The organism is Kitasatospora sp. NPDC088351, from assembly GCF_040685575.1.
GTDB lineage: Bacteria > Actinomycetota > Actinomycetes > Streptomycetales > Streptomycetaceae > Kitasatospora.
The window spans coordinates 1-25,414 of record NZ_JBFBIL010000061.1; the positions used below are offsets into that span (position 1 = coordinate 1).

The following is a 25,414-nucleotide window of genomic DNA, read 5'->3' on the forward strand; positions in this document are numbered from 1 at the left end:
TCCACCGCCCACAGTTCGGCGCCCGCGCCGGCGAACGGCAGCGGTCCTTGGAGGTGGACGGGTACGGCGGGGTGCAGGCCGGGGCCCTGGGCCCCGGCACCAGGCGACGGCGGTGCACCACCTCCGTGGAGGGCCCGCGATCGGACGATCGCGGGCCCTCCGGCGTTTCCGGCGAATGTTTCACGTGAAACACCGGCCGGTTCCATGGCAGTCTGGGCGGGTGGCGATCACGGAGAACAGCAGCACCCACCAGTCCGCGCAACGCGCCACACTTCTCGATCTGCTGCGCGGCCGCGACTTCCGCCGGCTGCTGACCGCCCGGGTGCTCTCCCAGCTCTCCGACGGCGTCTTCCAGGTCTCGCTCGCCGCCTATGTGGTGTTCTCCCCGGAGAAGCAGTCCTCTCCCGCCGACATCGCCTCGGTGCTGGCGGTGATGCTGCTGCCGTTCTCGGTGATCGGCCCGTTCGCCGGTGTGCTGCTGGACCGCTGGCGCCGCCGCCAGGTGCTGTACTACGGCAACCTCGCCCGGTTCGGGCTCGGCCTGCTCACCGGCGCCCTCCTCCTGGCCGAGGCCCCGAGTTGGCTGTTCTTCGCCTCCGCGCTGCTGGTCACCGCACTCAACCGGTTCATCCTGGCCGGTCTCTCGGCCGCGCTGCCCCGGGTGGTGCGGCAGGACCAGTTGGTCACCGCCAACGCGCTCTCCCCCACCCTCGGTACGGTCGCGGCGGCCTCCGGCGGCGGCATGGGCTTCCTGCTGCACCAGGTGATGTCCCCCGGGCCGACGGCCGACGCGGCCCTGGTGACCGTCGCCGCGCTGCTCTACCTCTCGGCGGCGCTGGCCGCCCGCCGGATGGACCCCGACCTGCTCGGCCCCGAGCAGCACGCCGGCCACCCGCCGCTCGGCCAGGCCCTGGTCCGGGCCGCCCGCGGGCTGAACTCGGCCCTCCGGCACCTGGTCCGGGACTGCCGGCCCGCGGTGCACGCGCTGACCGCCGTCACCGCGGCCCGGTTCTGCTACGGCGTGCTGATCGTCGTGCTGGTGATGCTCGCCCGCTACACCTTCAACGATCCGGCCGACAGCGCGGCCGGGCTGGTCACCCTGGGGCAGGCGGTCGGCCTCTCCGCCGCCGGGTTCTTCATCGCGGCGGTGATCAGCCCCTGGTGCACCCGCCGGGTCGGGCTGGCCGGATGGATGACGGCCTGTCTGGCGGCGCCGGTGGTCTTCGTGCCCGCGCTCGGCCTGGGCTTCTCACTGGTGCCCTGCCTGATCGCCGCGCTGCTGCTCGGGGTGGTCACCCAGGGCACCAAGATCTGCGCGGACACCATGGTCCAGGAATCGGTCGAGGACGAGTACCGAGGCCGGGTCTTCGCCATCTACGACGTGCTGTTCAACGTCGCCTTCGTCGCCGCCGCGCTGGTGACGGCGCTGGTGCTGCCGCTCTCCGGCCGGTCGGCCGCGGTGGTCTCGGGTGTCGCCCTGGTGTACGCGCTCACCGCCGTCTTCTACCTCCGGGCGGCCCGGCGGACCGGCCCGCTCCCCGGTGACCGGTCCTCCTGAGACCCCGTGCCCCTCAGAACCGGTCGCGTCCGGGCGAGGCGCCAAGGGTCGCTAAGGTACGTCAGAACTGTCGGAGCGACAGCACCCGGTCTCGAGGGACAACCTGATGAGCACTCCACCCCAGCACCCTGGGCAGCCGCCGCAGTTCGGCCCGCCGCAGGGGCCGCCAGGGGCGCAGCCGGTGCCTCCGCAGCACGGTGCTCCGGCTCCGCAGTTCGGCCCGCCACCGGCGTACGGCTATCCCGGCGCGCCCCAGCCCGCCCAGCCCGCGCCCCCGTACGGTCAGCAGCCGTACGGACAGCAGCCGCCGACGTACGGCCCACCGCCCCAGTACGGCTCTCCGACGTACGGCCCGCCGCCCGACCCGGTGCCCGCCGAGCCGACGCCGGGGACCGGCCGGAAGGCCAAGCTGAAGATCGTCGGTGCCGTGCTGGGCGGCCTCGCTCTGATCGTCGGCTACTTCGTCAGCGGGCCGAGCGGCAGCAGCGCCAAGGTCGGCGACTGTGTGAAGGCGACCGGTACGCGCGACGTCGAAATCGTCAAGTGCACTGATTCCCAAGCGAATTACAAGGTCGTGGCGAAGTACAACGACACCACCGACACCGCCCGCTGCCGACAGACGACGGGGTCCACCAGCGCGGTCTCGGGCAAGAGCGGCCGGCGCTGGAACAAGAAGCGGTACGTCCTCTGCCTCGGCCCGCTGACCACCGGCACCGGCGTCCCGCCCGTCAAGAAGTCCTGACCTTCTCAGGCCGCCCACAGCCGACCCGACGCGCTGCGGCGATCGCAGGGGAGTGGCCCCGGAATCCCTCCGGAGCCACCCCCTTTCGCCTGCCCGTCCTCATCGCAGCAGCTCGTCAAGCTCCTCCGGCTCGGCTCCCTCGTCCAGCGCCCGCAGCAGGCGCAGCCGCCGCCGGGCCGCCGCCTTCTCGTCGTCGTCCAGCACGATCCGCTCCAGCCGGTCGACCCGGTCGCCCAGGGCGTCGAGCTTGTGGCTGTTGCGGCCGACCTCGGCCACCAGGGTGTTCAGCAGCGGGGTGACGGAGGTGGCGACGACCTGGCGGACGACCGACTCGGCGATCCGCACCACCGCCGCGTCGATGCTCCCCTCCGGCGGCAGAGGCCCGTCGTCCACAGGCCGGTCGACCGGGTTCTCCACCGGCCCCGGCCGGGCGACCCGCTCGGCGTCCAGCAGGTAGGACCGCACCTGACGTGCGGTTTCGCTGTCCCGCAGGAGCATCGCGACGTTCAGCACGGTGCGCCGGGTGAACAGCGCGAGGGACTTGGCCCGGGTCTTGATTCCACAGACCTCCTTCAAGGAGGCCAGTCGGGCCCCGGTCGCCACCGAGTACCCGTTCATCACCAGCTCGGCGCGGTGATCGATGACGAGCGAGTACACCGCCTTCTCACCCACCCCGAAGTACCGCGCGACGCCCTCCGTCGTCACGTGCACGCCGTCCGGCAGCAGGCTCAGTGCCCGCACCCGGTCCAGCGTCTCCACCCGGTCCGCCACGCTCGCGCGCATCGTGGGGGACTCCAACAGCACCGCTTCGATGGCCATGGCCTCGTCGCTCCTTCCGGAGGGGTACGTCCCCTCCCTCGGACGGAGCAACGAGGCCCTCACCCGAATGCCACGGCCACCCAGGCCGAACCACATCTTCGAGTGAATGTGCTAACGGATGCCTGACGGTTCGAGGCCCGGCCGAACCCGACCTCAGCCCTGCTGGACGTCCCACCAGGCACGGAGCGCGGCGACGGCCTCGTCGTGCTCCATCGGGCCGTGTTCGAGGCGGAGCTCCAGCATGTGCTTGTAGGCCTTGCCGACCTGGGGGCCCGGCTTCAGCCCGAGCAGTTCCATGATCTGGTTGCCGTCCAGGGCGGGGCGGACGGCGTCCAGCTCCTCCCGGGCCCTCAGCTCGTCGATCCGCGTCTCCAGCCCGTCGTAGGTGCGGGAGAGCGCGGTGGCCTTCTTGCGGTTGCGGGTGGTGCAGTCGGAGCGGGTGAGCTTGTGCAGGCGCTCCAGCAGCGGCCCGGCGTCGGTGACGTAGCGGCGCACCGCGGAGTCGGTCCACTCGCCGCCGCCGTAACCGTGGAAGCGCAGGTGCAGCTCGACCAGGCGGGAGACGTCCTCGGTGAGCTCCTTGGAGTACTTCAGCTCGCACATCCGCTTGCGGGTCATCTTGGCGCCTACCACCTCGTGGTGGTGGAAGGAGACCCGGCCGTCCGACTCGAACCGGCGGGTGCGCGGCTTGCCGATGTCGTGCAGCACCGCCGCCAGCCGCAGGGTGAGGTCCGGGCCGTCCTGCTCCAGGTCGATGGCCTGCTCCAGGACGGTCAGCGAGTGCTCGTAGACGTCCTTGTGCCGGTGGTGCTCGTCACGCTCCAGCCGCAGCGCCGGCAGCTCGGGCAGCACGTGGTCGGCGAGCCCGGTGTCGACGAGCAGCCGCAGGCCCTTCACCGGATGGTCGGCGAGCAGCAGCTTGTTGAGCTCGGCCTGGACCCGCTCGGCGGAGACGATCGAGATCCGGTCGGCCATCGCGGTCATCGCGGCGACGACCTCGGGGGCGGGCTCGAAGTCGAGCTGGGCGGCGAAGCGGGCGGCGCGCATCATCCGCAGCGGGTCGTCGGAGAAGGACTCCTCCGGGGTGGCCGGGGTGCGCAGTACCCGCGCCTCCAGGTCCTCCAGTCCGTGGTGCGGGTCGACGAAGCCGCGGCCGGGCAGGTCGACGGCCATCGCGTTGACCGTGAAGTCGCGGCGGACCAGGTCCTGCTCGATGGTGTCGCCGTAGCTGACCTCGGGCTTGCGCGAGGTCCGGTCGTACGCCTCGGAGCGGTAGGTGGTGATCTCGATCAGGAAGGAGCCCTGCGGGGTGTCCTTGCGTGCGCCCACGGTGCCGAAGGCGATGCCGACGTCCCAGACGGCGTCCGCCCAGCCCTTGACCAGCTTGAGCACCTGGTGCGGACGGGCGTCGGTGGTGAAGTCCAGGTCGTTGCCGAGCCGGCCCAGCAGGGCGTCCCGGACGGAGCCGCCGACCAGCGCCAGCCGGTGACCGGCCGCCTCGAAACGGCGGGCGATCTCGTCGGCGACCGGAGAGACCCGCAGCAGTTCTTGCAGCCCGAGGGTCTGCGCCTCGCTCAGGCCTGGGACGACCTGGGTGGCGGTGCTGGAATGATGGGCGCCGGACTCGTGGGCAGTGGGCTCATTGACAGTGGACACGGCTCACAAGGGTACGTGCCCGGGCGGCTCAACCGCCCGCGCGTTTTCGGCGTCTCAGCTCAAGGGCCGCAACACCGCACCCCTGGCAGCATCGTTACCATGCCGGTGGAGCGGGTCGCGGGCACCGGGAAGCGGTTGCCGTGCCGCGTGCCGTCACGGCCGACCGGACGGCGGACGGCCGCGTTCCTCACGGCTACTCCTCACGGCCGCGCGTATCGGCCGGCGGAGCATCCGCAGCACCAAGCAGCGACAGCATCAAGCAGCGAGCGATCGAGAACGGCGAGGGCGAAGCGCGTGGGCGAGCCGGCACGGCACTCGGGCCTGGAGGCGTACGGACAGCCTGGACGGACCGGGCATGCCGCCGACCGGGGGGAGCCGGGGCGCCGCGCGGCGCGCACGGCCCGGCGGTTCGCGGCCGCCGTCGGCGCGGCGCTGGCGCTGCTGTCGGCCGCGCCGGCCGGCGCGCTGCCGAACGGCGGCAACCTCCCGGCCGCCGACTCCACCGTCTCCGCGGAGTACCCGGTGGTGATGACCATCGAGACGATGACCCCCATGGTCACCGCGCAGAACGGCACCGTGACGATCACCGGCCAGGTCACCAACGGTGGCAAGTCGGTGCTCAAGTCCGCGCACGCCGCGGTGCGCAAGCCCTGGTCGGGCAAGCCGCTGACGGCCCGCAGCGAGCTCTTGAACGTGGCCGGCCGGACCAGCCCGACCGGCTCGGACGGCGTCGAGCTGGACAGCCCGCAGTACGCGCTCAACGAGCTGGGACCGGGCCAGACCCAGCAGTACACCCTGGGGGTCGCGGTGAACGACCTCCAGCTCTCCGGAGAGGGCGTGTACGAGCTGGCGGTGGACGTCTGGGGTTCGACCGCGGACAACCAGCGCGACCGGCCGCTCGGCATCGCCCGGACGTTCCTGCCGTACAGCCCGACGCCGGCCGACGCGCAGCCGTCCAAGGTCGCCATCCTGTGGCCGCTGGTGCACGCGCCGGTGCTGGCCGCGCAGACCATCTCCGAGAACGAGCAGACCGTCTCGGTGCTGCGCGACGACAGCCTGGCCGCCGACTTCTCCCCCGGCGGTCGGCTGTACGAGCTGGTGGACACCGGATCCAAGCTGCCGGGGCTGACCTGGGTGGTCGACCCGGACCTGCTGGACACCGCGTTCGCGATGACCAGGCCGTACCGGGTGCAGAAGCCGGGCACCGAGCATCAGGCGGCGAAGGAGGACAACACCGTCCAGGGCACCGGCCAGGCCGCCGCGACGGCCTGGCTGGAGAAGCTGCGCACGGCCGTCGCCAAGCCGACCAGCCAGGTGGTGTCGCTGCCGTACGCCGACCCGGACCTCGCCTCCATCGCGCACAACGGCGCCGACCTGCAGGGCATGGACGCCGCGCTGGGCAAGGCGGCCACGGCGGGCCGGCTGACCGTCGAGGGCCGGCTGGCGGTGGACACCCGCTCCGATGTGGCCTGGCCGTACCAGGGGTATCTGGACCAGCAGATCGCGGGCGTGGCCCAGCGTGCGGGCGCCGGCCTGGTGCTGGTGAACGGGGCGAGCCTGCCGGAGTCGGACGCGCTGAAGTACACGCCGACCGCGGTACGCCCGATCGGCAACGGGCAGACCGGGGTGGTGGCCGACGAGACGATCGCCGGTCTGTTCCAGTCGGACCTGAACACCCCGCAGGCCCAGACCCTGGCGGTGCAGCGCTTCCTGGCCGAGACCTTCGTGATCAGCCGCCAGGAGCCGCAGAACCCCCGTGGCCTGCTGGTGATGCCGCCGCGCGAGCTGACCGCCGACACCGCCAAGGTGCTGGCCACGGCCCTGCAGACGGCGCAGACCGGCAAGTGGGTGGAGCAGGTCAAGCTGGACGTGGTGGCCCAGAGCGCCCCCGACCCGAAGGCGAACGGCTCCGTCCCGGCCGCCGCCGACTACCCGGCCCACGCACGCTCCTCGGAACTGCCGTCCTCGGACCTGACCGGCACCATCAAGATCCAGAGCGATCTGGACCTGCTGATGCGCGTCCTGACCCTGCCGCAGCGGGTGCGCGGTCCGTTCAGCGCGGCCATGGTCCGCTCGATGTCGACGGAGTGGCGGACCCAGGCGCCGGCCGGCAGCACCTACCGCGACGGGGTGTCGACCTACCTCGGCGATCTGACCAAAGCGGTGAAGGTGCCGCAGAAGAACGTCATCACCCTCGCCGGGGACACCGGGGTCCTGCAGGTCAGCGTCCGCAACGACCTCACCCAGCCGGTCACCAATCTCAAGCTGGTGCTGCGCCCGACCCAGCCCAACCGGCTCCGGGTCAGCGATCCGGAGGAGCTGGTCCTGCCCGCCTCGCAGAGCGTCACGCTGCGGTTCCAGGCCGAGGCGCAGAACAACGGGCCGGTCCAGATGACCGCCCAGCTCTGGACCACCGGCCCGGACTCCCGGCCGTACGGCGACGAACAGCGGTTCACCGTGGAGGTCACCTCGGTGACCAACGGCGTGCTGTACGTCTTCGGCGGCGGCCTGGTGCTGCTGCTGCTGGCGGCGCTGCGCTTCTTCCGCCAGCGCAAGCGGCGGGGGACCGACACCGAGGACCCCGACGCACCGCTCTCCGAAGAGCCCGCCCCGGCCGGGGACGCGGGCGACGGGGAGGGGCCCGAACGTGGAGGAGCCGCGCAGACACCGCGCGGCAGCGCCGCAGATGGCCGGGATCAGGCCACCAGTGATGAGAAGGTTGGTCCTTGATACCGCCGACACCCCCCGATTCCGGGGCGGCCTCCCCCACGACAGCGAAGAGGTGACATGACCGGGCGCAGCGAGGAGCGGCCGCCGGGCCGCGGTGAGGGCCGGCCGGCCGCGGAGTCGCCGTCCGGCGACTGGTACGTGGCCGACACCTACGCCCAGGACCCGTACGCGGCCAACGCGTACCAGGGCCACCAGGACGGTCAGGACCCGTACGGTCTGGGGGCCGCCCGGCCCGCCGCGCCGCAGCAGCAGGCCGCCGCCTACGACGTGCCGCCGCAGCTGCCGCCGCAGGGGGGCGGCTACCCGACGCCGGTTCCGCCGGTGCAGCCCGGCTGGGACGCCCCGGCCCAGGCGGGCTGGCAGGAGAACCGGCCCGGCTGGGAGCAGCCGGCCCAGGCCGACAACCAGGCCGACAGCCAGTCCGGCGCCCAGTGGGGCGGCCAGTGGGGCGGCCAGCCGCAGTGGCAGCCCGGCCCGGCGCACTCGGCGTGGGACTCCGAGACCACCGAGTACGTCGGGGTGGACGCGCTGTTCGGCGGCGGCCATGCCGCGGCGGCCCAGCCCCAGCCGCCGCTGGTCCAGCCCCCCGGGCCCCAGGCCTACGCGGCCCAGCCGCCGATGGTCCAGCCGCCGATGGTCCAGCCGTTCATGGGACAGCCCCCGCTGGGCCCGCCGCCCGTCGCACCCGCACCGTTCCCCCCGGGCGGCGGGTACCCGGGACAGCACGGACACCCGCACGACCCGGACGGGCAGCGCCCGTTCGTCCCGCCGATCGAGTTCGACCCGCCGCTCTCCGAGGAGGAGGCCACCAGGCAGGTGGCGGCGGTGCAGCTGCCGCCCGCGGTGGAGCCCCTGGAGGAGCTCGCCGCCGAGGAACGCACCGCCCCGGCGCCCGCGGCCGGTGGCGGCGGCAAGGTCACGAGCCTGCTCAACTCCAGCGCGATCATGGCGGCCGGCACCCTGGTCTCCCGGGGCACCGGCTTCCTGCGCACCATGGTGATCACCAGCGCGATCGGCATCGCCGTGATGGGTGACTCCTACAACGCGGCCTACACCCTGCCGACCCTGCTCTACATCCTGATCGGCGGCGGCGCGCTGAACTCGGTCTTCGTGCCGCAGCTGGTGCGCAGCATGAAGAACGACGAGGACGGCGGAACCGCCTACGCCAGCCGGCTGCTCACCCTGGTGATCGTCGGGCTCGGCGCCGTGGTGCTGCTGGCCGTGGTCGGGGCGCCCCTGCTGGTCCAGCTGATCTCGCACCCGATGATGGAGAACCCGACCCGGGCCGCGACCACCGTGGCGCTGGCCCGGTACTGCCTGCCGACCATCTTCTTCATGGGCATCCATGTGGTGATGGGGCAGATCCTCAACGCCCGCGGCCGCTTCGGCGCGATGATGTGGACCCCGGTCCTCAACAACATCGTGGTGATCTTCACCTTCTCCGCGTACATCTGGGTCTACGGCAGCTTCGGCAGCACCGAGGTCACCCCGGAGACCGTCTCGCCCGAGGGCGTCCGGCTGCTCGGCATCGGCACCATGGTCGGCCTGGTGGTCCAGGCGCTGGCGATGATCCCGTACCTGCGGGCGGCCGGTTTCCGCTTCCGGCCGCGCTTCGACTGGCGTGGCCACGGTCTGGGCAAGGCCGGCCGGCTGGCCAAGTGGACCTTCTTCTTCGTGCTCGCCAACCAGGCCGGCTTCCTGGTCATCACCCAGCTGGCCACCGCCGCCGGCAGCGCCGCCGAGAAGACCGGCCACCGCGGTGTGGGCCTCGCCGCGTTCTCCAACGCGCTGCTGATCTGGCAGCTGCCGCAGGCCGTGATCACCGTCTCAATCATGAGCGCGGTACTTCCCCGGCTCTCCCGGGCCGCCGCCGACGAGGACGCCGGCGCGGTCCGCGACGACCTCTCGCACGGTCTGCGCACCACCGCGGTGGCGGTCGTCCCGGCCGCGTTCCTGTTCCTGGCCCTCGGCCCGGCGATCGGCCGCGCGATCTACGCGGTGGGCGGCGACCGGACCGTCCTGCTCAGCGCCACCAACGTCGGTCTGATGCTCTCCGCCTTCGCACTGGGCCTGATCCCTTACTCGGCGCAGTACGTGATGCTGCGCGGCTTCTACGCCTACGAGGACACCCGCACGCCGTTCTCCAACACCGTCTGGGTGGCGGCCTGCCAGGCCGTCTTCTCGGTGCTCTGCTGGTTCGTGCTGCCGCCCGAGTGGACGGTGACGGGCATGGCGTTCGGGTACGGTCTGGCGTACGCCATCGGAGTGATGGTGGCCGTACCGAAGCTGAAGCGGAAGATCGGCGGCCTGGACACCAAGCGGATCGGCAGGACCTACAGCCGGCTGGCGGCCGCCTGTGTGCCCGCCGCCGTGGTCGGCCTGGCCGTCAGCCTGGCGGTCCAGCGCGTTCTCGGCGGCTGGCCGGGCAGCGTGGTCTCGGTCGTCCTGGCCGGCGGGCTCCAGCTGGCCGTCTTCGTGCTGATCGCGAAGCGGCTGCGGATCGAGGAACTGAACGCCATGCTGGGGATGGTCCGCGGCCGACTGGGCCGCTGACCACACGTACCAACCGGCCGCACCGGCCGCCGCCCTGACCGGGCGTCAACCGGACGGACGGGGTTCTCCGCCCCACCGGGGCGGGCACTGGGCCGCCATCGGCTCCCGGGTCGTCCCGGGCTCCGCGATGGCGGCCCAGTGCCGGATCCGCACCACATCTCTCCACCACCGCGCAACCGCCCGGACCTTTCAGCGGTCGTACCCGGTGGAGAAGAGTGGGCACAATTGTCCTGGAGCGCTGGGCCTGCCCGCCCGCGTGCTCCAGCGACTCTCTCAGGCCGGGGCGACACAAGGGGAGGCAGGACCACGGTGGCTGATGGCACCAAGGCGGTCGTCGACACGTCAGCGGCTGACGGGACGACGGACGAGGCCGCGCTGGCCGCCGCGATCGACGAGCTCGCGGTCGACACGGCCGCCGGGACGGACGACGCCGACGACACCGCCGACCGCTCCCCCGAAACCGCCTCCAGCGGCGAGGAGACCTCGGAGATCACCGCACCGCTGTCGGCCGACGAGATCGCCGCCGAGCTGGCCGCGGGCGCCGCGCGCGCCGCCGCCGCGGACCGGCGCCGAACGGGCCAGGGGGCGGCGAAGCCGTCCGCGGGTGCGCCCTCGGGACACCCCGCCGGCCGCCCTCCGCAGGACCCGCAGCCCACCGTCGACCCCCGCGCCACCGGCACCCTCCCGCGTACCCTGCCGGCCCCCCTGCGGCACAGCGGCGACAAGATCGGCAACCGGTACCGGCTGGAGGAGTGCATCTCCCAGACCGAGACCTTCAGCAGCTGGCGGGCGGTCGACGAGAAGCTGCGCCGGGCCGTCGGCGTCCATCTGATGGCCTCCGGGCACCAGCGGGCCCGCGCCGTCCTGGCCGCCGCCAAGTCCGCCGCGCTGCTCGGCGACCCGCGCTTCGTCCAGGTCCTGGACGCCGTCCAGGAGGGCGAGCTGGTCTACGTCGTGCGGGAGTGGCTGCCGCACGCCTCCGACCTCGCCAAGCTGCTCGCCGACGGCCCGATGGAGCCGCACGAGGCCTACCAGATGGTCCGCCAGGTCACCGATGCCGTGGCCGCCGCCCACCAGCGCGGCCAGGCCCATCTGCGGCTCACCCCGCGCTGTGTGCTGCGCACCGACAGCGGCCAGTACCGGATCAACGGCATCGCGGTGGACGCCGCCCTGCGCGGCCTGCCCGCCGAGGACACCGCCGAGGACACCGAGCGCACCGACACCCGGGCCATCGGCGCCCTGCTGTACGCCGCGCTCACCCACCGCTGGCCGTTCCCCGAGGACCGCTACGACCTCCAGGGGCTGCCGAAGAACCTCCGCGAGGTGCCGCCGGACCAGGTCAGGGCCGGGGTCCACAAGGGTCTGTCCGAGCTGGCCGCCCGCGCCTTCTTCGACCACCCGCCGCACCACGCCGAGCCGATCACCACCCCCGAGCAGCTGGCCAGGGCCATCGCGCTGATGCCCCGCATCCGCCAGCCCGAGCCGGAGCTGCCGGCCTTCACCGCCCCGCCCCGGCACAACACGCACGCGCTGCCCACCGCGCCCAACCCGACCCGGGTGGTCGCCGCCCCCGGCATCGCCCAGCCGCTGGCCGGTCCCCGCCCGGTCCCCGCCCGGCGCACCCGGCGGCGGCTGCGCCGGGTGCTCAAGGTGACGGCCTGGACGGTCGCCCTCGGCGCGATCGGCGTCGCCTCCTGGCAGCTGGTCGACAGCCTGCGCAACAACCAGCCCGCCGTGGCGACCTCCCCGTCCGCGACCGTCACCTCACCGACGACACACGCCACCACCCACACACCGGTGCCGATCCCGGTCAAGGACGCGCAGTCGTACAACCCGCAGGGCGATGGCCCGGAAGGCGCCTACTCGACCGCCAAGGCCTTCGACGGGGACCCGAACACCGCCTGGGTCCCGCAGTGGTACAACGACCCGTTCGGTCCCAAGCCCCTCCTCAAGGAGGGCACCGGTCTGCTGATCGACCTCGGCACGCCGCAGGCGGTCAGCTCGGTGAACGTCCAGTTCCTCGGCTCCACCACGGCGGAGCTGCGGGTGCCGAACGCCCAGGCCGCCGCCGCCCCGCTGAAGGCGCAGCCGGGGGACTACACGGTGCTCGGCAAGCACAGCGGCCCCACGGCCGACTACACCCTGGAGAGCCCGGTCACCACGCGCTACCTCCTGATCTGGATCACCAGCCTGCCGAAGGATCCATCGGACGGCAGGTACCGCGGCGGGATCGCCGAGGTCAAGGTCTCCGGCTGACCGGACCGGCACGGCGGGGGCAGGGCCTGGCACACCGGAGCGCAGGACACGGGAGGGGTGGCGGTGGCGGACGGCGTGGACCGGACGGACGACGACGCGGCGCTGCTCGCCCGGCACGTCGCCGGCGACCGGGACGCCTTCGGCCTGCTGGTCAGCCGCCACCGCGACCGGCTCTGGGCGGTCGCGGTGCGCACCCTCGGCGACCGTGAGGAGGCCGCCGACGCCCTCCAGGACGCGCTGGTCTCCGCGCTCCGCTCCGCCCACACGTTCCAGGGCCGCTCGGCCGTCACCACCTGGCTGCACCGGATCGTGGTCAACGCCTGCCTGGACCGGGCCCGCCGCACCGCCACCCGCCGCACCGGACCGCTCGACGACGACCCCCGGCGGCTGGACGCCCTGGTCGGCTCCGCCGAACCGGCCGACAGCCCGGTGGTCCGCGCCGAGGTGCACCGGGAACTCACCGCCGCGCTGGCCGAGCTGCCGGTCGAGCAGCGGGCCGCCCTGGTCCTGGTCGACATGCAGGGCTATCCGGTCGCCGAGGCGGCCGAACTGCTGGGCGTGCCGGTCGGGACGGTGAAGAGCCGCTGCGCCCGGGGCCGGGCCCGGCTGCTCCCGCTGGTCCGCCATCTGCGCGGCGACGGCGGCGCACCCGCCGTTTCACGTGAAACAGCGCCCGCTCCCGGGACGACGGCACCGGCGGAACGGGGCGCCGCCGCCCCGCCGGGGAACCCCTCGGGGCCCCGTACCGTCCCAGGGACAGGCCTGGGCACCGGCCGACCGATCCTGGAAGGAGACGCGAGCGCGCGATGACGGCCCCCCTCTCCTCCCCCGACCCCACCGGACCGCACCCCGACCCGGACGAGCTCGCCGACCTCGCCGAGGGGCTGGTCGAGTCCGCCGCCACCGCCGGGGCCCTGCGACGGCACCTGGACGGCTGCGCCGAGTGCCGCGAGACGGTCGACGCGCTCGCCGAGGTCCAGGCACTGCTGGGCGCCGTCGAACCGCCGCCGATGCCCGCCGACCTCGCCGGGCGGCTCGACGCCGCCCTGGCCGCCGCGGTCGCCGAGGCCGTGGAGGGCGCCCAGGAGGCCGCTGCGGCCGACGACGGGGCCGGGCCCCCGGCCCGGCCGTCCCGCCCTGCCACGGCGCCGTCCACGGCGCCCGCACCCCCACTCGCACCGCCGCCCGGCCGTCCGTCCGCGGCCACGGCGCCCGCCGGTCCCGGCGCCACCGGAGCGGGCCGCTCCCGCCCCCGCCGACGACGGGCCGGCCTGCTGCTCGGCTCGGCCGCCGCCCTGCTCGCGATCGGCCTCGGCGGCGTCCTGCTGCTGCGCCCCGCGGACCGGCAGTCCGTCGACGGCACCATGGCGAAGGCCGACGCCCCGGCCGCCGCCGCTGCCACCACCGACGGCAGGGCGGAGCACGCCGCCGGCGGCACCGTCTACCGGGACGACCGGCTCACGGCCCAGATCCAGCAGTTGCTCGCCCGGACCGCCGCCGCCACCCCCGCTCCCCCGGCGGCCAAGCCCTCCGTCCCCTCCGGGCCCGCCGACGGAACGCCCGCCGACGGAACGCCCGCCGACGGAACGCAGGGGCTCGGCGGTGGCGGCCGCTCCGCCCCGGCCTGCCCGGCGCCCGCCGACGGACCGCCGCTGGCCACCGACCGCGGCAGCTACGCCGGCGCCCCGGTCGAGGTCCTGGTGTACCCGGTGCCGGACCGGTCCGGGCTGCTCGACGTCTATCTGCGCTCCCCCGGCTGCGGGCCGGTCCTGCTGCACCGCACGGTCCCGGCCCGCTGACCGGCCGTTCCCGAGCGATCCACGCCCAGCACGGCCCGGCGCTCCCGGACTGCGGGCACCTGGTACTGATCCGCCTGGGAATGCGAGACACTGGTCAGTCGTTGTCCCGGGCGGCGGAGCAGGACCGCCCTCCCCGCACCTAACGCGGGTCGCGATGCGAACCAGGAGATGCAGTGAGCGACGTCCGTAACGTGATCATCATCGGTTCCGGCCCGGCCGGCTACACGGCCGCGCTCTACACCGCCCGTGCCTCCCTCAAGCCTCTGGTCTTCGAGGGGGCCGTCACCGCCGGTGGCGCGCTGATGAACACCACCGAGGTGGAGAACTTCCCCGGTTTCCGGGACGGCATCATGGGTCCCGAGCTGATGGACAACATGCGGGCGCAGGCCGAGCGGTTCGGCGCCGAGCTGATCCCGGACGACATCGTCGCGGTGGACCTCACCGGCGACATCAAGACCGTCACCGACTCCGAGGGCAACGTCCACAAGGCCCGCGCGGTGATCGTCACCACCGGCTCCCAGCACCGCAAGCTGGGCCTGCCGAACGAGGACAAGCTCTCCGGTCGCGGCGTCTCCTGGTGCGCCACCTGCGACGGCTTCTTCTTCCGCGACCAGGACATCGCGGTGGTCGGCGGCGGTGACACCGCGCTGGAGGAGGCGACCTTCCTCTCCCGCTTCGCCCGCAGCGTCACGATCATCCACCGCCGTGACACCCTGCGCGCCTCCAAGGCGATGCAGGAGCGCGCCTTCGCCGACGAGAAGATCCGCTTCGAGTGGGACAGCGCGGTCGAGGCCATCCACGGGGACCCGAAGCTGACCGGCGTCACCCTGCGCGACACCACCACCGGCGAGACCCGCGAGCTGGCCGTCACCGGCCTGTTCATCGCCATCGGCCACGACCCGCGGACCGACCTCTTCACGGGCCAGCTGGACCTCGACGCCGAGGGCTACCTCAAGGTCGAGGCCCCCTCGACCCGGACCAGCATCCCCGGCGTCTTCGGCGCGGGCGACGTGGTCGACCACACCTACCGCCAGGCCATCACCGCCGCCGGCACCGGCTGCTCCGCCGCGCTGGACGCCGAGCGCTACCTGGCCGCGCTGGCCGACCTCGAGGCCCAGGCCGCCACCGTCGCGGTCTGACCTCCGCACCACCGACCGCCCCCGGCGGGGGTGTTCCACGTGAAACACCCCCGCCCCGGCCAGGCAGAAACAGAACGGGCCCGCCCGTTGTTCTTCTGGCAGCAGCCCTCTCCGTTCGATCCCGAGGAGTTCCCGTGGCCGGCGCCACCACCACCGTCACCGACGCGACGTTCAAGGCCGACGTCCTGGACAGCGACAAGCCCGTTCTGGTCGACTTCTGGGCCACCTGGTGCGGCCCGTGCCGCCAGGTCGCCCCGATCCTGGAGGAGATCGCGGCCGAACACGGCGACAAGCTGACCATCGCCAAGCTCGACGTCGACAACAACCAGCAGACCGCGGCTCAGTACAACGTGATCTCCATCCCGACGCTGATCGTCTACAAGGGCGGCGAGCCGGTGAAGTCGATCACCGGCGCCCGTCCGAAGGCCGCGCTGCTGCGCGAGCTGGCCGAGTTCATCTAGGTCCGGCCCGACCGGCACGACGAGGGCGGGGCTCCCCCATCGGGAGCCCCGCCCTCGTCGTGTTCCTCCCCCTCGGCCCGGCTCCGGGCGAGCGGCCGGGAACGGTCGGCCGGCTCAGAACGGCCGCAGCGCCGGCTCCTTGCGAGCCCCGCCCAGGAGCCGCTCCAGAGCCCCCTCCACATCGCCCCGCCAGGACAGCGTGGTCCGCGCCTCCAGCCGCAGCCTCGGGTAGCGGGGGTGCGGACGAACGGTCTTGAAGCCGACCGCGAGCAGATGGTCGACCGGCAGCACACAGCTCGGCGGCTGCCGTCCGACCGCGCCGAAGGCCTCGACCGCCCGGACCCCGCGGCCCAGCAGATCCTTGGCCACCGTCTGCACCAGCACCCGACCGATCCCCTGCCGTTGATAGCCCGGCAGTACCCGGCTGATCATCAGCTGGACGGCGTCCGGAGAGACCGGACTGGTCGGGAACGACTGCGAGCGGGGCACATAGGCGGGCGGGGCGTAGAGCACGAACCCGGCGGGCTGGTCGTCCACATAGACGATCCGGCCGCAGGACCCCCACTCCAGCAGCACCGCGGAGATCCACGCCTCCTTCTCCTGCTCGGGCTTGCCGGACTCGACCGCCGCCCGCCCGCTGACCGGGTCCAGCTCCCAGAACACACAGGACCGGCAGGTCGTCGGCAGATCTCCGAGGTTGTCCAGCGTCAGCGGAACGATCCGGCGTCCCATACCCCGCACCTCCTCGTCCACTCCACAGTCGAGCATTCCCCCCGAACGCCGATGGGTGCATGTTTCACGTGAAACACCGCTCACGTGGAACATGCACCCATCGGGATTCGCCTTCGGCCCGGCTCAGCCCTGCGACAGCCGTAGCCCGTCCTCGCCCGGGGCCAGGCTGTCCAGGATCCGGTTCAGGTCCTCGACCGAGCCGAACTCCAGCACCACCTTGCCCTTGCCCAGCTTGCCGCCGCGCTGCGAGACCTCGACCTTGACCCGGGTGTCGAAGCGGTCCGACAGCCGGCTCGCCAGATCGTTGACGGCCGGGGAGATCAGCTTGCCCGCCTTCGGCCCGGACTGGCGCTGCGGCTTCTCCTCGTGGTTCATCACCGTGACGATCTCCTCGGTGGTCCGCACCGAGAGGCCCTCCTCGACGATCCGCCTGGCCAGCCGCTCCTGCCGCTTGCTGTCCGGCACGCCGACCAGGGCCCGGGCGTGCCCGGCGGTCAGCACCCCGGCGGCGACCCGCCGCTGGACCGGCGGCGACAGCCTCAGCAGCCGCAGGGTGTTGGAGACATGCGGACGCGAGCGGCCGATCCGGTCCGCCAGCTCGTCATGGGTGCAGGAGAAGTCCCGCAGCAGCTGATCGTAGGCGGCGGCCTCCTCCAGCGGGTTCAGCTCCGCCCGGTGCAGGTTCTCCAGCAGGGCGTCCAGCAGCAGCTTGTCGTCCTCGGTGGCCCGGATGATCGCCGGGATCTGCTCCAGCCCGGCCTCCCGGGAGGCCCGCCAACGCCGCTCGCCCATGATGAGCTCGAAGCGCTCCGGACCGACCTGGCGCACCACCACCGGCTGCAGCAGGCCCACCTCCTTGATGGAGGCGACCAGCTCGTCCAGCTTCTTCTCGTCGAAGACCTCGCGCGGCTGGCGCGGGTTGGGCGTGATCGCGTCCAGCGGCAGCTCGGCGAACCGCGCACCGGTCACCTGGGCGAGGTCCGCCCCGACGAGCTCAGCCGCCGCCTCGCGCTCCCGGACCGCCTGCTCCCGCAGGCTCTCCGCGGCGGCCTTCGCCGCCACCGTGCCGCGGCCGGTCGGCAGCACCGGCACCGCCGTCGGCGACACCGTCCCCGCGGCCACCACCGAGGCCGGGGCGGACGGGACCACCGCGGGCTCTGCCGCCGCCCCGCCGGCCCCCGGCGTGGCGGCCGGGATCAACGCCCCGAGCCCTCGTCCCAGACCCCTGCGACCACTCACCGATTGTCCTCCGTCGTACCGTGCTGTGCCGTTGGGGCGCCTTGCCCCGTACCGCCGTCGCGCTGCTGGCCCACCGTCGAGCCACCGACCCCGATGCCCACCGCGCGCAGCGCCAGCTCCCTGGCCGCCTCCAGGTAGGAGAGCGCACCCGTCGAGCCCGGGTCGTAGGTGAGCACCGTCTGGCCGTAGCTGGGTGCCTCCGAGATCCGGACCGAACGGGGGATCGCGGTGTGCAGCACCTCCTCGTGGAAGTGCGTCCGGACCTCCTCGGCCACCTGGGCGGCCAGCCTGGTCCGGGCGTCGTACATGGTGAGCAGAATGGTGGAGACGTGCAGCGTGGGGTTCAGGTGCGCCCGGACCAGCTCGACGTTGCGCAGCAGCTGGCCGAGACCCTCCAGCGCGTAGTACTCGCACTGGATCGGGATCAGCACCTCCTGACCGGCGACCAGGGCGTTGACCGTCAGCAGCCCGAGCGAGGGCGGACAGTCGATCAGGATGTAGTCCAGCGGCTGCTCGTACGCGGTGATGGCGCGCTGGAGCCGGCTCTCCCGGGCGACCAGCGAGACCAGCTCGATCTCCGCGCCGGCCAGGTCGATGGTGGCCGGGACGCAGAACAGCCCCTCGACGTCCACCACCGGCTGCACCACATCGGCCAGCGGCTTGCCCTCCACCAGGACGTCGTAGATCGACGGGACCTCCGCGTGGTGGTCGATGCCGAGTGCGGTGGAGGCGTTTCCCTGCGGGTCGAGGTCGACCACGAGGACGCGCAGTCCGTGCATGGCGAGCGAGGCGGCCATGTTGACGGTGGTGGTGGTCTTGCCCACCCCGCCCTTCTGGTTGGCCACCACGATCACCCGGGTGGCGGCGGGCCGGGGAAGGCCCTCGCCCGCTCGTCCGATCGCTCGGACCGCAGCCTGGGCAGCACGCGCGATGGGCGTGTCATCGATCTGGTCGATGGTCTCCGAGTCCTGCATGGGGGTCAGTGTTTCACGTGAAACCGGAGCGGCAACAGTTGCCGCCCGGATAAGGCCGAGCCCGCGGCGGAGCCGGAGGTCAAGACCGTCGGAGAGCAGGGAGCGACGTTTCACGTGAAACACCATGCCCGCTATGTCGGAATTCTGACGGTGCGACACTCCGTCGCGAAGCAGAACGGGCGGGCGGCCCGAAGAGGCCGCCCGCCCGTTCCCACGCGTCCGCTCAGCGGCCGCGGCGCCGTCCGCCGCGGCCCCGCTCGCCGACCCGCGAGGCGTTCGCGTTCCGCCCGGCCCGGGCCGCCTTGGCCCGCCGGGTCGCCGCCTTCACCCCGCCGGGGCTCTCCCCCGCCTTCACCTGGATCACCCGGGTGGAGGTCTCCAGGGTGCCCTCGCCCACCGAGATCACCGACCACTCCACGGCGCCCAGCTTGGTCAGCCCGGCCCGCGAGTCCGCCAGCTCCTGCTCCGCGCTGTCGCCCTTGAGCGCCAGCATCTGCCCGTGCGGGCGGAGCAGCGGCAGGCCCCAGCCGGCCAGCCGGTCCAGCGGTGCCACCGCCCGGGCGGTGACCACGTCCACCGCGAGCTTGCCGACCATCTCCTCGGCCCGCCCGCGCAGGACGGTGACGTTCTCCAGGTTCAGCTCGCGGACCACCTCCTCCAGGAAGGTGGTCCGGCGCAGCAGCGGCTCCAGCAGCGTCACCGAGACGTCCGGGCGGGCCAGGGCCACCGGGATGCCGGGCAGGCCGGCTCCGGAGCCGACGTCGCACAGGGTCGATCCGGGCGGCAGCAGCTCGGCGAGCACCGCGCAGTTCAGCACATGGCGGTCCCAGAGCCGGGGCACCTCGCGGGGGCCGATCAGCCCGCGCTGGACACCCGCCGTGGCCAGCAGCTCGGTGTACCGGACGGCGGCGTCGAAGCGGTCGCCGAAGACCTCCCGGGCCACGGCCGGCGCCTCGGTCAGCCCCTCGGCGGCCGGCCCCTCGACCGCCGGACCCTCAGCGGCCGAATTGCCGGCACCCGTCGCCGGCTCACCGGCAGCCGCGTTCTCCGTGTCCATCTCGACCTCTCCGCTCCCCGGATCCACCGACCCGCGCATCGCACCGTTTCACGTGAAACATCTCTCGCCGGGCTCTCGGCCCGGCGGCCCCGCAGAGGGACAACGACCCCGCCCGCACAAGGCGGACGGGGTCTGTCAGTCGCCATCCGGACAGTCCCGGCGCACCGGCCGTCTCGGCCGGGCACCGCTCTGCCGGTCTCAGGCCGGCAGCACGACCACACACCGCTGGGGCTCTTCGCCCTCCGACTCGCTGCGCAGACCGGCCGCGGCCACCGCGTCATGGACGACCTTGCGCTCGAACGGCGTCATCGGCCGCAGCTTGACCTGCTCCCCCGTGCTCTTCACCTGCTCCGCCGCCTCGGCGCCGAGCGCGGCCAGCTCCGACCGCTTGCGGGCCCGGAAGCCGGCAATGTCCAGCATGAGGCGGCTGCGCTCGCCGGTCTCCCGGTGGACAGCCAACCGGGTCAGCTCCTGCAGCGCCTCCAGCACCTCGCCGTCCTGGCCGACCAGGCGCTGGAGCGCACGGTCGTTGCCATCACTGACGATGGACACCAGGGCACGGTCGCCCTCCACGTCCATGTCGATGTCACCGTCGAGGTCGGCGATGTCGAGCAGACCCTCCAGGTAGTCCGCCGCGATGTCGCCCTCCTGCTCCAGGCGGGTGATGAGGCTCTCGTCGGCGCTGGCGACGGCCTCGGCCTCGATGGCGGAGGTGGTGCCTTCCGTCACTGATGGACTCCTTCGGAGATGGGGCCCAGGTGGTGGGCCGGGAACGAAGCTCTGTGCGCTGCCTTGACAGTCCGGGGGCGGGTCAGGACTTCTTCTTCGGGCGCTGGCCGCCCTGTCCGCCACCGCGCTTCGGCTGCTGCCGGGCGCCCTGCTGCCGGACGGTGCCCGGCTTGGCTCCGGCGGGCTTGGCCGCGCCCTGCTTGGCCGCGGCCGGCTGGTCGGCACCGGACTCGACGGTCTCCTCGGCCGGGGCCGGGGCGTCCTTGGTCAGGCTGGTCGTCTGACCGCCGTGCTGGCGCTGTGCCTTGGTCTGCTTGCGCGGCTGCTGGCGTCGCACCTGCACCGCGTCCTCGACGACGGCCTCGGCGGTCGTGGCCGTCTTCTTCGGGGGAAGCAGGCCCCACATACCGCCCTTGATCACCGAGCCGTCCGGGTTCAGTCGGCCCGCCTTCTTCAGCCGCACCTGGCGCTCGTCCCACGCCTTGCTGCCCGGCGTCGGGTTGTTGCGGATGACGACCAGCTGCTGGCCCATCGACCAGACGTTGGTGGTCAGCCAGTAGACCAGGACACCGACCGGGAAGTTGATGCCCATCACGGCGAACATGATCGGGAAGACGTACATCAGCATCTTCTGCTGCTGCATGAACGGCGTCTTGACCGTGAGGTCCATGTTCTTGGTCATCAGCTGGCGCTGCGTGATGAACTGCGACAGCGACATCAGGATGATCATGACCGCGACGACGATCTTGACGCTGGTCTCGGGGCTGCTCACGAAGGTCGCGGAGAGCGGGGCACCGAAGATGTGCGCCTTGCCCGCGCTGGTCAGCAGGGTGCCGTCGATGACCCCGATCGGCTCGCTCTTGGCGACCTTGGCGAGCACGCCGTAGAGCGCGGTGAAGAACGGCGCCTGCACGATGATGGGAAGGCAGCTGGAGAACGGGTTGGTACCCGCCTCCTTGTACAGCTTCATCATCTCTTCGGACTGGCGCTGCTTGTCGTTCTTGTAGCGCTCCTGGATGGCCTTCATCTTCGGCTGGATCGCCTGCATGGCCCGGGTCGCCTTGATCTGCTTCACGAAGAGCGGGATCAGGCAGATCCGGATGACGACCACCATGGACGCGATGGCCAGACCCCAGGCCCAGCCACCGTCCGGATCGAAGATGTGGCTGTACAGCGAGTGGAACTGGACGATGATCCAGGACACCGCTGTGTACAGGGGGTTCAGGAAGGAGAAGGTCACCGGTCAGGCTCCTTGGACATTGGGATTGGCCCCACAGAGCCAATGGTCGCCGGGCCCTCGGGGTCCGGACCGGCGGGGGGTGCGGTCACCGGCCGGTCGGCGGCGGACCTGCGGTTCAGCAGATCGCGCAGCCGGCGGTGCCACACCGGGTGCTTGCGCGGCGGAACATGATCGACCCCGCCGGGCGTCCACGGATTGCAGCGCAGGATGCGCCACACGGTCAGGCCGCCGCCCTTGACCGCCCCGTGCACTTTCACGGCCTCGTAGCCGTAGTGCGAGCAGGAGGGGTAATAACGGCAGACCGGACCGAGCAGTGGGCTGATGGTCCACTGGTAGACCCTGATCAGACCCATCAGCAGGTACTTCATCGACCTGCTCCCGTCGGCGCCGAGGCGGCGGGCTCCACCTTCAGCAGCCGCTTGAGCGCCGCGTCCAGGTCACGTTCGAGATCCTGGTACGAGGCGGACGCGGCCTGGGGCAGCGCACGCACCACTATCAGGCTACCGGCGGGCAGCCTGAACAGGCGATCACGGACAAGATGGCGCAGGCGGCGCTTGACCAGGTTACGGACGACCGCCGGACCGACGGCCTTGCTCACGACGAAACCCGCACGCGCCGAAGGAGTCCCCTCGGCGACGTGCGGGCGGGAGTCGCTGGTCCGGTCGGCCTGCCCCTTGGGGTCACCGTCTCTGCTGAGATGGACGACCAGAAGGGGCCGGCCGGCCCGGCGACCGCGTTTCACCGCGGTCGCGAAGTCCTGGCGCCGCCGCAGCCGATTCTCGGAGGGCAGCACAACAGACTCTGGCGCGGATCAGGCGGACAGGCTGGTGCGGCCCTTGCCACGGCGGGCGGCCAGGATGGCGCGGCCGGCGCGGGTACGCATCCGCAGCCGGAAGCCGTGGGTCTTCGCGCGACGACGGTTGTTCGGCTGGAAGGTGCGCTTGCTCACTCGGGGGCTCCTGAGGTGAATCGTAGGATGACGGGGGGTCGCTTGGCCGTCACCGTGCGTCCGCGTGATCTCCCCTGATACGGAAATCCGGCCCATCGCCCCAGTTCGGCTGGGGTCTGAGGCAATCCACGGCGCCCGTGCTGCGCGCCTTATGGAGCGGGCGGACCCGCGGACATGCGGCAGCGGCCATCGACAACTCGACCTGGTTACGGTACGCGGGACGGGGCGCGAGGGTCAAACCGGCCGTTCGCATCCGCCCCCGCCGCGGACCTCATGCCTCCGCCGTTGCCCACAGCCTGTGGACAACGACTTGATCCGGCCCTGTTCGCTGACTACCGTTGCAGGACTTGTCTGGTTTGTTCTTCACAACCGACCCATCGATCCACAGTCTCTTGATCCACCACCCCCTGCTGGAGCCGCGGGGAACCGAGAAAGCGTGCACCAGTGGCTGATGTCAACAGCGACCTCGTCCCGGTCTGGGCGAGAGTCGTCGAGCGGCTGGTCAACGACCCGGATGTCGGGGAGATGGACAAGCAGTGGGTGCAGCGCACCCAGCCGATGTGGATGATGCACGACACCGCCCTGCTGGCGACCCCCAACGAGCGGGCCAAGCAGGTGCTGGAGGGCCGGCTGCTGCCGCAGCTGACCGAGGCCCTCAGCCGCGAGCTGAACCGGCCGGTGCGGATCGCCGTGATGGTCGACGCCAACGCCGTGCCCACCACCCCGATGCCCGCCGCACCGGCCGAGCCGTACCCGGGCCCGGGCGGCGAGGACGCCGGCGAGTACGGGGAGCCGTCGTACGAGCGCCCCTACGAGCAGGACTACGAGCGCGGCCGCTACGGCGGCTACGAGCAGCGCCCCGCGCCCTACGGTGGCCCGGGCGGAGCACCGGGCTGGCCGGGCGGCGGCGAGAGCGCCCCGTCCTGGGAGAACCACCCCGGTCACCCCGGCCACTCCGGCTACGGCGAGCAGGGCCCCGGCTACCCCGAGTCCGCGCCCGGCTACCGCGAGCCGGCCGAGCCCGACCGCCCGGCGCCGCGCGAGAACCGCCCGCTGCCCGGGCCGCCGGCGACCACCCAGGGCGACCTCTTCGGCGGCGCGTACGGCCCCGGGCCGGGCGAGCAGCCGCGGGCCGGGGCCGGCCGCCGCTCCCCCGCCCCGCGCCCGGCCCCCGGCCGCCCCGCGGAGAAGTCCGGCGCCGAGCGCGCCACCGACCGCCAGGCCGTCCCCGGTGTACCGGCCCCGCCCGGCGCTCCCCCGGCCGGCGGCTCCCGCAAGGACGAGCCGGCCGCCCGGCTGAACCCCAAGTACCTCTTCGACACCTTCGTCATCGGCGCGAGCAACCGCTTCGCGCACGCGGCGGCGGTGGCGGTCGCCGAGGCCCCGGCCAAGGCGTACAACCCGCTCTTCATCTACGGCGAGTCCGGGCTGGGCAAGACCCACCTGCTGCACGCCATCGGGCACTACTCGCGCAGCCTCTTCCCGGGCACCCGGGTGCGCTACGTGTCCTCGGAGGAGTTCACCAACGAGTTCATCAACTCGATCCGCGACGGCAAGGCGGACGCGTTCCGCAAGCGCTACCGGGACATGGACATCCTGCTCGTGGACGACGTGCAGTTCCTGGCGAGCAAGGAGTCCACGCAGGAGGAGTTCTTCCACACCTTCAACACCCTGCACAACGCGAACAAGCAGATCGTCCTCTCCTCGGACCGGCCGCCCAAGCAACTGATCACGCTGGAGGACCGGTTGCGCAACCGCTTCGAGTGGGGGCTGATCACCGACGTCACCCCGCCGGAGCTGGAGACCCGGATCGCGATCCTGCGCAAGAAGGCGATCCAGGAGCAACTGAACGCCCCGGCGGATGTGTTGGAGTTCATCGCGTCCCGAATCACCCGCAACATCCGGGAGTTGGAGGGCGCCCTGATCCGGGTCACCGCCTTCGCCAACCTCAACCGGGCGCCGGTGGACCTGGAGTTGGCCGGCATCGTCCTCAAGGACCTGATTCCGGGCGGGGACGAGGATGCCGGACCGGAGATCACCGCGCAGGTCATCATGCAGCAGACCGCGGCCTACTTCGGGCTGGGCGTGGACGACCTCTGCGGATCCTCGCGCAGCCGGGTGCTGGTGACGGCTCGTCAGATCGCCATGTACCTCTGCCGGGAGCTGACCGACCTCTCACTGCCGAAGATCGGCGCCCAGTTCGGCGGACGCGACCACACCACGGTGATGCACGCGGACCGCAAGATCCGCTCGCTGATGGCCGAGCGTCGCTCGATCTACAACCAGGTCACCGAACTGACCAACCGCATCAAGAGCTAGGCCGTCCACGGCCGTTGGAGGGCGTCAGGAGCGGTCCTGACGCCCTTTTCGCGTATCCACAGGTGTGTACCGCCGTCCGGCTGGGCAGGGATGCCTGCGACAGACGCTCCGCCAGCCCGCAGGCCGCGCCGAACATCTGACCGGGGATTCGAACCGCCCCGGCGCGCAGGGCCGAAATCCACAGGCTGGACCGGTTCCCCGCCGTCCACAGGGCGGGGAACCGGAAGTTATCCAGAATTCCTCCACAGGCTGAGCGCCGCTACGCTCTTCCGCGCAGGTCAGGTGCCTGTGGACTTGTGCACAACCGTTATCCACAGGGTGTGGACAGTTGGCGGCCCGTCAGTGGGCCGTCCGGGTTATCCACCGGTTGTCCCCAGGGAGGGCGGGGTTATCCCCAGGTTGTCCACAGGCGCGTCCACAGTTCGACAAGCGTGTACCCACGTTCATGCCCTGGTGTGAAAG

The 25,414-nt window shown here is 72.4% G+C and carries 21 protein-coding genes; 10 read left to right on the plus strand and 11 right to left on the minus strand.

Annotated features, from left to right (window positions below; translation table 11 throughout):
* Positions 1-220 precede the first annotated feature (220 nt).
* The gene (locus AB0P06_RS30550; protein WP_363613019.1) at positions 221-1,558 is read left to right on the plus strand and encodes an MFS transporter; all 1,338 of its coding nucleotides are present in this window, start codon (positions 221-223) and stop codon (positions 1,556-1,558) included.
* Positions 1,559-1,664: 106 nt separating this feature from the next.
* Positions 1,665-2,300: a hypothetical protein gene (locus tag AB0P06_RS30555; protein WP_363613021.1), complete on the plus strand. Its 636-nt coding sequence runs from the start codon at positions 1,665-1,667 to the stop codon at positions 2,298-2,300.
* A gap of 99 nt (positions 2,301-2,399) precedes the next feature.
* Here AB0P06_RS30555 and AB0P06_RS30560 read toward each other — a convergent pair whose 3' ends face one another.
* Positions 2,400-3,119 carry a restriction endonuclease gene (locus AB0P06_RS30560; protein WP_363613023.1) on the minus strand — a complete coding sequence of 240 codons (720 nt, stop codon included), beginning with the start codon at positions 3,117-3,119 and terminating at the stop codon, positions 2,400-2,402.
* Between the two features lie 153 nt (positions 3,120-3,272).
* The gene (locus AB0P06_RS30565) at positions 3,273-4,697 is read right to left on the minus strand and encodes a CCA tRNA nucleotidyltransferase (RefSeq protein ID WP_363613084.1); all 1,425 of its coding nucleotides are present in this window, start codon (positions 4,695-4,697) and stop codon (positions 3,273-3,275) included.
* A gap of 372 nt (positions 4,698-5,069) precedes the next feature.
* Here AB0P06_RS30565 and AB0P06_RS30570 point away from each other — a divergent pair, with 372 nt between their 5' ends.
* The 7 genes from AB0P06_RS30570 to trxA all read left to right on the plus strand — a co-directional run bounded on the left by AB0P06_RS30570 (position 5,070) and on the right by trxA (position 15,713).
* On the plus strand, positions 5,070-7,505 hold the full coding sequence (locus tag AB0P06_RS30570; RefSeq protein WP_363613025.1) for a DUF6049 family protein: 2,436 nt from the start codon (positions 5,070-5,072) through the stop codon (positions 7,503-7,505).
* A 57-nt stretch (positions 7,506-7,562) separates the two neighbouring features.
* Positions 7,563-10,058, plus strand: a complete 2,496-nt coding sequence (gene murJ / locus AB0P06_RS30575) for a murein biosynthesis integral membrane protein MurJ (RefSeq protein WP_363613027.1) — start codon at positions 7,563-7,565, stop codon at positions 10,056-10,058.
* Positions 10,059-10,367: 309 nt separating this feature from the next.
* Positions 10,368-12,314 (plus strand): protein kinase family protein, encoded by a 1,947-nt coding sequence (locus tag AB0P06_RS30580; protein WP_363613029.1) that lies wholly within the window; start codon positions 10,368-10,370, stop codon positions 12,312-12,314.
* Positions 12,315-12,377: 63 nt separating this feature from the next.
* Positions 12,378-13,124: an RNA polymerase sigma factor SigM gene (gene sigM / locus AB0P06_RS30585; protein WP_363613031.1), complete on the plus strand. Its 747-nt coding sequence runs from the start codon at positions 12,378-12,380 to the stop codon at positions 13,122-13,124.
* Positions 13,121-14,113 (plus strand): hypothetical protein, encoded by a 993-nt coding sequence (locus AB0P06_RS30590; protein WP_363613033.1) that lies wholly within the window; start codon positions 13,121-13,123, stop codon positions 14,111-14,113. Before sigM ends, AB0P06_RS30590 begins: the two co-directional genes overlap by 4 nt.
* 173 nt (positions 14,114-14,286) lie before the next feature.
* A complete protein-coding gene (gene trxB / locus AB0P06_RS30595; protein ID WP_363613035.1) occupies positions 14,287-15,252 on the plus strand; it encodes a thioredoxin-disulfide reductase in 966 nt (321 codons plus the stop codon).
* Between the two features lie 134 nt (positions 15,253-15,386).
* Positions 15,387-15,713, plus strand: a complete 327-nt coding sequence (trxA, locus tag AB0P06_RS30600) for a thioredoxin (protein ID WP_363613037.1) — start codon at positions 15,387-15,389, stop codon at positions 15,711-15,713.
* 114 nt (positions 15,714-15,827) lie between these two features.
* Here trxA and AB0P06_RS30605 read toward each other — a convergent pair whose 3' ends face one another.
* The 9 genes from AB0P06_RS30605 to rpmH form a co-directional block, all read right to left on the minus strand.
* Positions 15,828-16,445 carry a GNAT family N-acetyltransferase gene (locus tag AB0P06_RS30605; protein WP_363613039.1) on the minus strand — a complete coding sequence of 206 codons (618 nt, stop codon included), beginning with the start codon at positions 16,443-16,445 and terminating at the stop codon, positions 15,828-15,830.
* Between the two features lie 123 nt (positions 16,446-16,568).
* On the minus strand, positions 16,569-17,684 hold the full coding sequence (locus tag AB0P06_RS30610; protein ID WP_363613041.1) for a ParB/RepB/Spo0J family partition protein: 1,116 nt from the start codon (positions 17,682-17,684) through the stop codon (positions 16,569-16,571).
* Positions 17,681-18,658: a ParA family protein gene (locus AB0P06_RS30615; RefSeq protein WP_363613043.1), complete on the minus strand. Its 978-nt coding sequence runs from the start codon at positions 18,656-18,658 to the stop codon at positions 17,681-17,683. Before AB0P06_RS30615 ends, AB0P06_RS30610 begins: the two co-directional genes overlap by 4 nt.
* A gap of 223 nt (positions 18,659-18,881) precedes the next feature.
* The gene (gene rsmG / locus AB0P06_RS30620; protein ID WP_363613045.1) at positions 18,882-19,715 is read right to left on the minus strand and encodes a 16S rRNA (guanine(527)-N(7))-methyltransferase RsmG; all 834 of its coding nucleotides are present in this window, start codon (positions 19,713-19,715) and stop codon (positions 18,882-18,884) included.
* Positions 19,716-19,913: 198 nt separating this feature from the next.
* On the minus strand, positions 19,914-20,444 hold the full coding sequence (locus AB0P06_RS30625; RefSeq protein WP_363613047.1) for a R3H domain-containing nucleic acid-binding protein: 531 nt from the start codon (positions 20,442-20,444) through the stop codon (positions 19,914-19,916).
* 82 nt (positions 20,445-20,526) lie between these two features.
* Positions 20,527-21,684, minus strand: a complete 1,158-nt coding sequence (gene yidC / locus AB0P06_RS30630) for a membrane protein insertase YidC (protein WP_363613049.1) — start codon at positions 21,682-21,684, stop codon at positions 20,527-20,529.
* The gene (yidD, locus tag AB0P06_RS30635) at positions 21,681-22,052 is read right to left on the minus strand and encodes a membrane protein insertion efficiency factor YidD (protein ID WP_363613051.1); all 372 of its coding nucleotides are present in this window, start codon (positions 22,050-22,052) and stop codon (positions 21,681-21,683) included. The genes yidC and yidD overlap by 4 nt, the downstream gene beginning before the upstream one ends.
* Positions 22,049-22,477: a ribonuclease P protein component gene (gene rnpA / locus AB0P06_RS30640; RefSeq protein ID WP_363613053.1), complete on the minus strand. Its 429-nt coding sequence runs from the start codon at positions 22,475-22,477 to the stop codon at positions 22,049-22,051. The genes yidD and rnpA overlap by 4 nt, the downstream gene beginning before the upstream one ends.
* 18 nt (positions 22,478-22,495) lie before the next feature.
* Positions 22,496-22,633 (minus strand): 50S ribosomal protein L34, encoded by a 138-nt coding sequence (gene rpmH / locus AB0P06_RS30645; protein WP_030392420.1) that lies wholly within the window; start codon positions 22,631-22,633, stop codon positions 22,496-22,498.
* 444 nt (positions 22,634-23,077) lie between these two features.
* Here rpmH and dnaA point away from each other — a divergent pair, with 444 nt between their 5' ends.
* On the plus strand, positions 23,078-24,952 hold the full coding sequence (gene dnaA / locus AB0P06_RS30650; RefSeq protein ID WP_363613055.1) for a chromosomal replication initiator protein DnaA: 1,875 nt from the start codon (positions 23,078-23,080) through the stop codon (positions 24,950-24,952).
* Positions 24,953-25,414 lie beyond the last annotated feature (462 nt).